This is a genomic window from Siminovitchia jepli, assembly GCF_047228825.1.
Taxonomy (GTDB): domain Bacteria; phylum Bacillota; class Bacilli; order Bacillales; family Bacillaceae_C; genus Siminovitchia.
The window spans coordinates 1-9,263 of sequence record NZ_JBFEGN010000108.1; the positions used below are offsets into that span (position 1 = coordinate 1).

At 44.5% G+C, this 9,263-nt stretch carries 10 protein-coding genes; 7 read left to right on the forward strand and 3 right to left on the reverse strand.

The genetic code is table 11. The features are described from left to right. The first annotated feature begins 224 nt into the window (after positions 1-224). From AB1L08_RS20065 to AB1L08_RS20095, 7 genes are all read left to right on the forward strand, one after another. Entirely contained in the window at positions 225-446 is a 222-nt protein-coding gene (locus tag AB1L08_RS20065; RefSeq protein WP_413066401.1) for a hypothetical protein, read from the forward strand. A 189-nt stretch (positions 447-635) separates the two neighbouring features. After that, the gene (locus AB1L08_RS20070; RefSeq protein WP_413066402.1) at positions 636-890 is read left to right on the forward strand and encodes a YkuJ family protein; all 255 of its coding nucleotides are present in this window, start codon (positions 636-638) and stop codon (positions 888-890) included. 115 nt (positions 891-1,005) lie between these two features. Then, positions 1,006-1,434: a cyclic-di-AMP-binding protein CbpB gene (gene cbpB / locus AB1L08_RS20075; RefSeq protein WP_413066403.1), complete on the forward strand. Its 429-nt coding sequence runs from the start codon at positions 1,006-1,008 to the stop codon at positions 1,432-1,434. A 201-nt stretch (positions 1,435-1,635) separates the two neighbouring features. Next, positions 1,636-3,159 carry an MDR family MFS transporter gene (locus AB1L08_RS20080; protein WP_413066404.1) on the forward strand — a complete coding sequence of 508 codons (1,524 nt, stop codon included), beginning with the start codon at positions 1,636-1,638 and terminating at the stop codon, positions 3,157-3,159. A 13-nt stretch (positions 3,160-3,172) separates the two neighbouring features. After that, positions 3,173-4,057 carry a transcriptional regulator CcpC gene (ccpC, locus tag AB1L08_RS20085; RefSeq protein ID WP_413066405.1) on the forward strand — a complete coding sequence of 295 codons (885 nt, stop codon included), beginning with the start codon at positions 3,173-3,175 and terminating at the stop codon, positions 4,055-4,057. A gap of 272 nt (positions 4,058-4,329) precedes the next feature. Further along, positions 4,330-4,878: a peroxiredoxin gene (locus tag AB1L08_RS20090; protein ID WP_413066406.1), complete on the forward strand. Its 549-nt coding sequence runs from the start codon at positions 4,330-4,332 to the stop codon at positions 4,876-4,878. An 83-nt stretch (positions 4,879-4,961) separates the two neighbouring features. Further along, a complete protein-coding gene (locus AB1L08_RS20095; RefSeq protein ID WP_413066407.1) occupies positions 4,962-5,417 on the forward strand; it encodes a TlpA disulfide reductase family protein in 456 nt (151 codons plus the stop codon). 37 nt (positions 5,418-5,454) lie between these two features. Here the strand turns inward: AB1L08_RS20095 and fdhD are convergent, their stop codons facing one another. The 3 genes from fdhD to AB1L08_RS20110 all read right to left on the reverse strand — a co-directional run bounded on the left by fdhD (position 5,455) and on the right by AB1L08_RS20110 (position 9,118). Continuing rightward, a complete protein-coding gene (gene fdhD / locus AB1L08_RS20100) occupies positions 5,455-6,276 on the reverse strand; it encodes a formate dehydrogenase accessory sulfurtransferase FdhD (RefSeq protein WP_413066408.1) in 822 nt (273 codons plus the stop codon). Positions 6,277-6,288: 12 nt separating this feature from the next. Further along, positions 6,289-8,640: an FdhF/YdeP family oxidoreductase gene (locus tag AB1L08_RS20105; protein WP_413066409.1), complete on the reverse strand. Its 2,352-nt coding sequence runs from the start codon at positions 8,638-8,640 to the stop codon at positions 6,289-6,291. Positions 8,641-8,758: 118 nt separating this feature from the next. Continuing rightward, a complete protein-coding gene (locus AB1L08_RS20110; protein ID WP_413066410.1) occupies positions 8,759-9,118 on the reverse strand; it encodes a Na-translocating system protein MpsC family protein in 360 nt (119 codons plus the stop codon). Between the last annotated feature and the right edge of the window lie 145 nt (positions 9,119-9,263).

Sequence of the window (9,263 nt, forward strand, 5' to 3'; positions counted from 1 at the left end):
ATTATCCCATATTTATCAAAATTTGGGGGGGTAAAATAAGTGAATTATCTCGAAGAATTTTTACTCCTCAAAGCTGAAAATACAACCGGAACCTGTTTTGCAAGGAAATGATTTCACTTGAAAACGCATGTCTCCAAGTGTATATTTACTATGTCAGACGAAACATTCGTATAGTGAGATACTTCATATAACAGGGCCGGGAAGAAGGATGGAAGGGGATTGAAATGGTGAAAAACAACACATACGAAGCTCTTTTCCTGCCGACAAAATCAGGAGTCATCAAGATATATATATACGGTTTTAAACCATATGGATCATGGGGAAATGTGATTACGAGCATGAATACAGTTTCGGTCAATGTCAAAGGGTATAACCGGAAGAAAACGATCATCCGTTCACTCGAAAAGTTGAATGAATCTTTATTAAATATGAAAGAAGATGAATGATGCAGGCGGACAGCCTGCTTATTTCATTTTGAGGGAAATCCCGGGTCATCGGATGGATAATGCAGGATCATTGCGTTGTTTTGACTCATCCGCTTGCGCCCAATTTATCAAGGACGGAAAAACAGTTTGCAATGTGAAAGGTGCATCTTTTATAATTAGTGTGTCTTCCCAAAGAAAGGGGTAATAAACATGTCACAATTAATGGGCATTATTCAAAGATTACAATCGATGCAAAATATGACGGACAACGATGACTTTCCTCAAAGACAGTTTGAGGTAGACGGTAAGGTGATTTGCCAAGTGAAATTTTTTCCCGACAAAAAAACGTTTGAAGTTGAAGAGTATGACAAACACAAAAATAAGCAAGTATACCAGTTTGACGACATCGATGCTGCGGCTATCGAGATTTTTGACATCGTCCAGGAAGTGAAAAATCTCCCTTAAACAAGCTTAATTGGCCGGGAAAGTATTTTTTTTTACTCCGGCAGATATCTTTCCCTTTTCTTGATTTATGGTAAAATAAAGTAAGAAAGATTTTAAAGAGATGAGGGAGTTTACAATGCTTTCCTTAAAAAGTCATTCATTTGCAAACCCAAAGATAAGTGACTATATCATTCCATCTGAAAAAGTAGCCCACGTTCAAATTGGAAATAACTTGGAACACGCTTTGCTCGTTTTGACAAAGAGCGGTTATTCTGCGATTCCGGTACTCGATGCCCGTTTTAAATTACACGGTTTAATCAGTTCCGCCATTATTACGGAATCCATCCTTGGATTGGAGCGAATTGAATTTGAAAAGCTAAGTGATAAAAAAGTGGAAGATGTCATGGCAGTAAACATCCCGATCGTCTTGTTGAATGACAATTTTGAAAAAGCGGTCGATTTGCTGATCGACCATCCTTTTTTGTGCGTGCTGGATGATGAGGGATATTTTGAAGGCATTTTTACAAGAAGAGCCCTTTTAAAAGAATTAAAAATGCAGCTTTAACAATAAACAGCAAAGGAGGCTCCCTCACGGGGAGCCCATTTTTATTCGGTTTTGAAAAAAGCGGAAGGTCTTTTTCCTGTAAAAGGACCTTGTTTTCATGATACGATTCTAACAAAGACCAGCCATGTTTGAACGGAATATTTGGAATGGATGTGAACAAATCGGTCTTTTGCATCGTTATCCGTTTTAAGGAGGGGCGGTATGGAAGATACAATCGGAAATACAGCTAAAGAGACAAAGAGAAAATATGTATTGGCTGCCGTCATGCTTGCCATGTTTATCGGGGCCATTGAGGCCACCATCGTCGCCACTGCCATACCGGCCATTGTGGGGGACCTGGGCGGTTTTTCGCGTTATAGCTGGATATTTTCGGCCTATTTGCTCATGAATACAATCACCGTGTTGATCTATGGCAAGCTGTCCGACTTGTTTGGGAGAAAACCGGTCATTATGTTTGGCATCAGTGTCTTTCTCCTTGGTTCGCTGCTTTGCGGGCTTGCTGCATCAATGGGTCAGCTGATTATTTTCCGGCTGCTCCAGGGCATCGGGGCCGGGGCAGTCATGCCGGTTGCCACAACGATCGTCGGTGATATCTATTCGCCGGAAGAACGTCCGAAAATACAAGGCTACCTATCAAGCGTTTGGGGCATTTCAGCCGTCATGGGTCCGGCAGTCGGCGGATTATTGGTAGAATATGCAAGCTGGAGATGGGTATTCTGGGTGAGCATTCCCCTTGGCATTCTTTCCATGGCAGGTTTCTGGCTCTTTCTTCATGAAAATATGGAGAAGAAGAAACCGGAGATCGATTATGCCGGAGCCGGCTTGTTGACTGTCGTCATTTCCGCGCTCATGATTATTCTCGTGGAAGGCGGAGTACGGTTTTCGTGGACTTCCCCCCAAATTATCGGATTATTGGCAGTGGCTGTTGCGGCATTTCTATTATTTATCGTGCAGGAACAAAAAACGGCTGAACCGATGGTGCCGTTTGAATTATGGAAAATTAGGCCGATCATCATTGCCAATATTGTTTCGTTTACAACCGGGTTGATGCTCATCGGCATCTCCAGTTTTTTGCCTGCCTATGTGCAAGGTGTTATGGAAAAAAGTGCCACGATAGCAGGTTTTACTTTAACAGCCATGTCCATTGGCTGGCCCATTGCGTCCACTGTTGCGGGGAAAATCATGCTGAAGATCGGCTATCGCAGCACGGCTTTTATTGGCGGGATATTTTTGGTCGTTGGCAGCATGATGTTTGTGGCCATTATTCCTGGAGCCGGCCCTGTTGGCGCAGCCCTGTCCTCTTTTTGCGTAGGCGTTGGCATGGGGCTGACTTCAACTTCATTTATCGTGCTTATCCAAAGTGCGGTGAGCTGGAAACAGCGCGGGATCACGACGGCGACAAACATGTTTATGAGAAATTTGGGCAACACGGTGGGAGCCGCTTTGCTCGGCGGTATATTAAATGGACAAATTCTCCGCTATTTTTCGGAACAAGGCGGAAGGCTGGGGGAGAACCTGACGCTTGATTCCACGAACAAGCTGTTGACAGAGGAGCAGAGAAATCAATTGGGTTCGGGCGTCAAGGCGCTCTTGCAGGACGGGTTATCCCATTCGCTGCATTCTGTCTATGTGGCGGTTCTTATTTTTGGAATCATGAGCTTTATTTTCATCTTATTTTTGCCCAAAAAGAAGCAATGGCAGCTTGATTCGTCATCATCACAATGAAGGGGGGAATGCTATGTCTCTAACAGATTTGAAATTGTTAACGGTTTTGGCCAGGGAAATGAACATGCGCAAGGCAGCGGAAAAGCTGTTCGTCTCCCAGCCTGCACTGTCCCAGCGCCTGCAAAATATTGAGAAGCAGTGGGGAACAAAGCTGTTTATCCGATCACAAAAAGGTTTAATGCTTACGCCCCCCGGTGAGATGGTCGTTCAATTTGCCAGCGAAGTGCTGGAAAAGCAGGAAAGGGTTTATGAAGAAATCCGGGCTTTGGAAACCCATGTGCACGGAACATTGAAAATTGCCTGCGCCTCGATCGTCGGGCAAAATTGGCTGCCGAAAGTATTAAAACAGTTTGTCAGTGCGTATCCGCATGTGAAAATATCTCTCATTACAGGATGGAGCAGTGAAATATTAAAAGCATTATACGAAGGCGAAGTTCACATCGGCATTACCCGCGGTACAACCGATTGGAAGGGAACGAAATATCCGTTGTTTAAGGACAGCCTTTTTCTTGTTGACCGCGAAATTCAGAAAATTGATCAAGTGATCGAAACGGACAGGCCTTTTATCCAATTTAAAAGCGACTCCAATTATTATCAGGAGATTCAGGATTGGTGGCACCGCCAGTTTCAAACATTCCCAAAAAGGACCATTGTCGTCGATCAGATAGAAACTTGCAAACAAATGACGTATAACGGGATCGGTTACGCCATCTTGCCGGCCATTACGATTAATGAAGGGGAGAAAAGCATTTATAAAATTCCTCTCCTGGACGAACGGGGCACGCCGATCAGAAGAGATACGTGGCTTTTGGGATATGATTCGGCATTTGAATTGCGGCAGGTGCGGGCCTTTCTCGATGTCGTAAGAGATTGTGCAAAAGATCAACAAATAGTGTGATTTTTCGCTTTATATTGATGGCACTATAAGCATTTTGTTTTAATAAGGCTGTTTTTCATGCTAAAGTAGGGATAAATAACCTTTATGAGGAAAACAATAAGAAGGTAAAAATTAAGAATCAAACAGTAATAAATCTTTAATTACATTTATTATAATTAAATATTGACTTATGTCGAAAACTAGCCTATAATGACTAGTGGATATAAGTTGTTACATGAGAAAATGCTTTTCATTTTCTCATTTAATATTAATATTAAAATGGAGTGATTTTTGTGGCAGAACGTATGGTAGGCAAGCAAGCACCCCGGTTTGAAATGGAAGCTGTTATGCCGAACAAAGAGTTTGGCAAGGTAAGTTTGGAAGAAAACATGAAAAATGACAAGTGGACTGTGCTTTTCTTCTATCCAATGGACTTTACATTTGTTTGTCCGACTGAAATTACGGCTCTTTCCGACCGTTATGATGAATTTGAAGATTTGGATGCGGAAGTGATCGGTGTCTCTACGGATACAATTCATACACATTTGGCCTGGATCAATACAGACCGTAAGAACAACGGCCTTGGCCAATTAAATTATCCACTTGCTGCGGATACAAACCATGCTGTAGCCCGTGAGTATGGAGTACTTATTGAAGAGGAAGGCATCGCACTTCGCGGACTTTTCATCATCAACCCGGAAGGGGAAATGATGTACTCTGTCGTAAACCACAACAACATCGGCCGTGACGTTGATGAAACGCTTCGCGTTCTTCAAGCTTTGCAAACCGGCGGACTTTGCCCTGCAAACTGGAGACCCGGGCAAGAAACTTTGAAAGTTTAATTTTTGAACCATTTTGGGACAGGCACATCCGGTGTCTGTCCTTCCCATATCCAAGACATTTCACCAGAAAAGAGGGATAGCCCATGAAATTACGGGAGCCAATGCCCGAGTTAAGCGGTGCAGTAGAGTGGCTGAATGCCCAGGTCACAAAAGAAGAGCTTGTAGGCGAGAAACCTACTCTCATTCATTTTTGGTCCATAAGCTGCCATCTGTGCAAAGAAGCGATGCCGCAAGTAAATGAATTTCGCGATGCCTATAAGGATAAATTAAATGTTGTGGCGGTCCACATGCCGCGTTCTGAAGATGACCTTGATATAGAAGAAATCAAGAAAGTGGCGGCCGAGCATGATATTACGCAGCCTATTTTTGTCGACAGTGAAATGAAATTGACTGATGCTTTTGACAACCAATACGTACCGGCATATTACGTATTCGATAAAGACGGCAACCTGCGCCATTTCCAAGCCGGGGGCGGCGGCATGAAAATGCTTGAGAAAAGAGTCAACCGTGTCCTTGGAGAAATGGAAAAAGCACAATGATCAAAATGTAAAAAAGCCAGCAATATTGCTGGCTTTTTTACATTTTTACAGCATCTCCCTTCGGACCGGAAGCTTCTATAATCCTTTCCGGGTGGGAGTAAATGTTCAGCTGGGTTTTCCTGGCAAAACCAATGGCAGTGATGCCGAGATCTTCCGCAAGGCTAATACCGAGAGTGGTGGGGGCAGATTTGGAAATAAGAATGCCAACGCCGATTTTTGCGGCTTTTAAAACGACCTCTGATGAAATTCTGCCGCTGAAGGCAATCGCTTTATCTTGCAAAGGTACCTGATTCATTAGGCAATGGCCGTATATTTTATCAAGGGCGTTATGGCGGCCGATATCGGAGAAGGAGGCCAAGACTTCCCCTGTTGTACAAAGGGCGGCATTATGGACGCCCCCCGTGAGCTGAAAATCTTCCGAACGCATTTGAAGCTGCTTCATTAAATGAAAGCATTGATCGACCGATATCTTTTGTTTGGACATGACGGTTTTGGCTGTTTTGGCATCGTTGTAAAAGTAAAATTGCCTGCTTTTGCCGCAGCAAGATCCAATCATCCGTTTCGAGTAAAATTCTTTGGAGATGGTTTGCTTTCTTTTTAACTCTGCATAGGCAAAACCGCGGTCATGGTCCATGATCAGAGAAGCCAGATCATCAATTTGGCGGATGATTCCTTCTGAAGCCAGGAAGCCGACAGTCAGTTGTTCCAGGTCGGTCGGTGAACAAACCGCTGTTGCAAACTCTTCTCCGTCAATATAAATGGTTAAAGGAAATTCTACGGCAGCACAGTCCTCGGTTTCGAGTACTGCCTGCCCATCGTATTTCCATATTTTAAGGTTATTTTGGACAATGCGGCTCATGTGATCACCTTCTTAACTGATTTCCTGCTCCAAGTCCTCAACCCTTCTTTCCAAATATTTGATATCCTTTTTGGCATTGAAAGTATCCGCTTTTTCAACAATCACTCCGATATTGTATTCCGGAATCCCTGCAAATCGTTCATAGATGCCTTTTTCCAACAGGACGTTTCCTTCAGGCCAGTAGACAGAGATATTTCCCCGGCGTGTTTCCGCATATTTGGCTTTTCCCTGGAATGTTCCGAATTGATTGTAGACAACGATGGCCTCATGATTGGCTATGCCGAGCTCTTTCGCGTCTTCTTCGTTGATTAATACATCATATCTGTCTGCATCATTAAAGGGGTCTTTTTCACTGAAGATCATTGAGTTGAATTGCTTGCCCCGTCTTGTCGTGACGTAAAAATGGCCGTCCGGTTTGCGGAGCTCCGGCAGTTCAATGGGAATCAAATGGGCTTTGCCATCTTCAGTAGGGCAAATTCCCCCTTCACAGAGCCAAGCCCCTCCCCATTGGAAGACATCACCGCGCTTTTTTAAATGTTGGATGCCGTCATAATTCGGATTGGCCACGGCAATTTCATCGCGGATTTCCTGCGCTTCTTTAAAGTTCATGAAATGCTTCATTTCCGGTTTGATCCTGGCCGCGAGATCTACATATATTTCCCACTCGCACCGCGCCTCTTCAATTCTTGGCCCTTTGATTTCCGGAGAAAAATAGACCATCCGCTCCGTGGATGTGGAGGTGCCGCCGCCGCGCTGCTCATAGCGTGTCTGCGCCGGAAGAACAATCACTTCCTCTCTGGCGTCCACAAGCGTTGAAGAATTCAATATAATATCCTGGTGTACCCTCAGGTCTACGCTGCTTAAACATTGTTCCATGAATTCGGGATCCGGCATCGTTTCAAGGAAGTTTCCGCCCGAAGTGTAAAACACTTTCAATTTCCGTTCATGATCTTCCGGGAGCAGGGCGTTTTCAAGTGAAACGCCAACAATGTCGCCTTGCCATTTCGGTATTTCAAAGCCCCAGATTTTTTCCATTCGTTTGATGTTTTCCGGTTCAAAGTCCCCTCCGGGAAGGACGAACGGGTCTGCTCCCATTTCTCCGGAGCCCTGTACACCCGAATGGCCGCGAATCGGCATCACGCCGCAATGTTCTCTGCCGATAAACCCTCTTAAGATGGCTAAATTGGCAACCTGGGAAATGTTATCCGTGCCAAACCGGTGCTGGGTCAATCCCATTGACCAAACGAAAACGCCGCTATTGGAGCGGGCGAGCAGCTGAGCGAATTCGAGCATTCTTTCTTTTGAGATGCCTGCTGATTGTTCAAGCTGTTCCCAGGATTGTTTGGCAACATGGGATTTCAGTTCCTCATAACCTTTGGCGTGCCGTGAAACGAACTCATGGTCGATCGCTGATCCCGGATGTTTTTCCTCCATCTCAAACCAGTGCTTCATGACGCCGTTCATGAAGGCGATGTCGCCGCCGATATTCACCTGATAAACATCATCGGCTATTTTTGTGCCAAATAAAGCGGATTCAGGAATGGAAGGAACCCAATAGCCGTCCATGGCAGGCTCTTTATATGGGTTGATGCAAATGATTTTCGTTCCTTTTCTTTTGGCAGCATACATATATTTCGTGGACACAGGCTGGTTGTTTGCCGCAACCGATCCCCAGAAGATGAGTACATCAGTCCCAATCCAATCCTTGTAATTGCAGCTTGATGCGCCGATTCCCAACGATCTTTTCAAAGCAGTCTTACTTGGTGAATGGCAGATCCGCGAGGCATTGTCTATATTATTCGTCCCGATAAAACGGGCAAATTTTGCCGCTGTATAATACACTTCATTTGTAATGCCCCGTGCCGTCAGGAAAAATGCCAGTTGTTTCGGGTCGATGGACTTGATTTTTTCGGCTATTTTGTTTAAGGCTTCGTCCCAGCCAATCCTGCGAAACTTTTTTTCTCCCGGCTTTCTTGATAGAGGGTAGGGGAGCCTTCCGAGCTTTCTTAACGCCATACTGTCCATTTTTCTCAGTTCGTCAATGTCTGCATGAAGCACTTCTTCCTTGATCGCCGGCATTGTATTGAGCCGAAGGACGTTCAGCCTCGTTGTGCAAAGGTGCGGCCCTGCCAGTGTTTGATCGTGCAGGCCCGAAACACCGAGCGCGCATCCGTCACAAACTCCCTGGGTTAAAATCCGGTAGGCATAGGGGAGGTTGTCCCGGTTTTCGATCACCACTTTCATTGTATCGCGAATATGTTTCGGCTTTACTTTGCCGAGGCCAAATGGAACAGGGCTGACCCAATGTTTGGGATCAGGTTTTTTTGGCAATTTAATTGGTCCGCCATGTTTTGTTTTTCCCAAATGATCTCATCCTTTCTTTTATTCATAAAAAAAACCACCGCAAACTGCTTATCGGCATGATAAGAGTGTCACGGCGGTTAGTCTTTAACAGGGGCGCTGTCAAGTGCCAACTCCAAAGTCAATGATGAAATTTTTTCTCAAGATCCTGGTCAAATATAAAAATGGACATCCCGAGATCTTTTTCAATATCAATATCAACGAATAGATCCAAAAACTTGGCCCCGAGCAGTTCCTCCATCTCGACAGGGTGGTTTTTACGGTACATTTCTTTTACCATTTCCGTTCGGGCAGCCCTTACCATTTGTTTCCCGTCTTCGGCACTGGCAATAAATTTCTCGACAGGGGAAAGGTTTCCTTCCATTTCGCATATCGCCCAGTTTTTGCAAAAGGTCGTTTTGATTTTACTGGGCCCTTTGCCCATATGGCGTTTACGGAAGGCCCGTACGAGATTGCTGAATTCTGCTTCATAGTTTTTCATAGCGGTCAACCTCTGATTATGGATGCTTCACCTTAATTTTACCATGTTTACGAAAGTTCTCAACCCAATTGATATGAAAATAACATTTTGCTTGAACGCACTGTTTCAATTTGTCAAGTACGCGGGAAAAATTCCCATGTAAAAA

What these genes read in the sequence shown, in the direction of transcription:
- AB1L08_RS20065 (WP_413066401.1), top strand. Translation starts at nt 225, where the DNA reads ATGGTGAAAAACAACACATACGAAGCTCTTTTCCTGCCGACAAAATCA.
- AB1L08_RS20070 (WP_413066402.1), top strand. Translation starts at nt 636, where the DNA reads ATGTCACAATTAATGGGCATTATTCAAAGATTACAATCGATGCAAAAT.
- cbpB (WP_413066403.1), top strand. Translation starts at nt 1,006, where the DNA reads ATGCTTTCCTTAAAAAGTCATTCATTTGCAAACCCAAAGATAAGTGAC.
- AB1L08_RS20080 (WP_413066404.1), top strand. Translation starts at nt 1,636, where the DNA reads ATGGAAGATACAATCGGAAATACAGCTAAAGAGACAAAGAGAAAATAT.
- ccpC (WP_413066405.1), top strand. Translation starts at nt 3,173, where the DNA reads ATGTCTCTAACAGATTTGAAATTGTTAACGGTTTTGGCCAGGGAAATG.
- AB1L08_RS20095 (WP_413066407.1), top strand. Translation starts at nt 4,962, where the DNA reads ATGAAATTACGGGAGCCAATGCCCGAGTTAAGCGGTGCAGTAGAGTGG.
- fdhD (WP_413066408.1), bottom strand. Translation starts at nt 6,276, where the DNA reads ATGAGCCGCATTGTCCAAAATAACCTTAAAATATGGAAATACGATGGG.
- AB1L08_RS20110 (WP_413066410.1), bottom strand. Translation starts at nt 9,118, where the DNA reads ATGAAAAACTATGAAGCAGAATTCAGCAATCTCGTACGGGCCTTCCGT.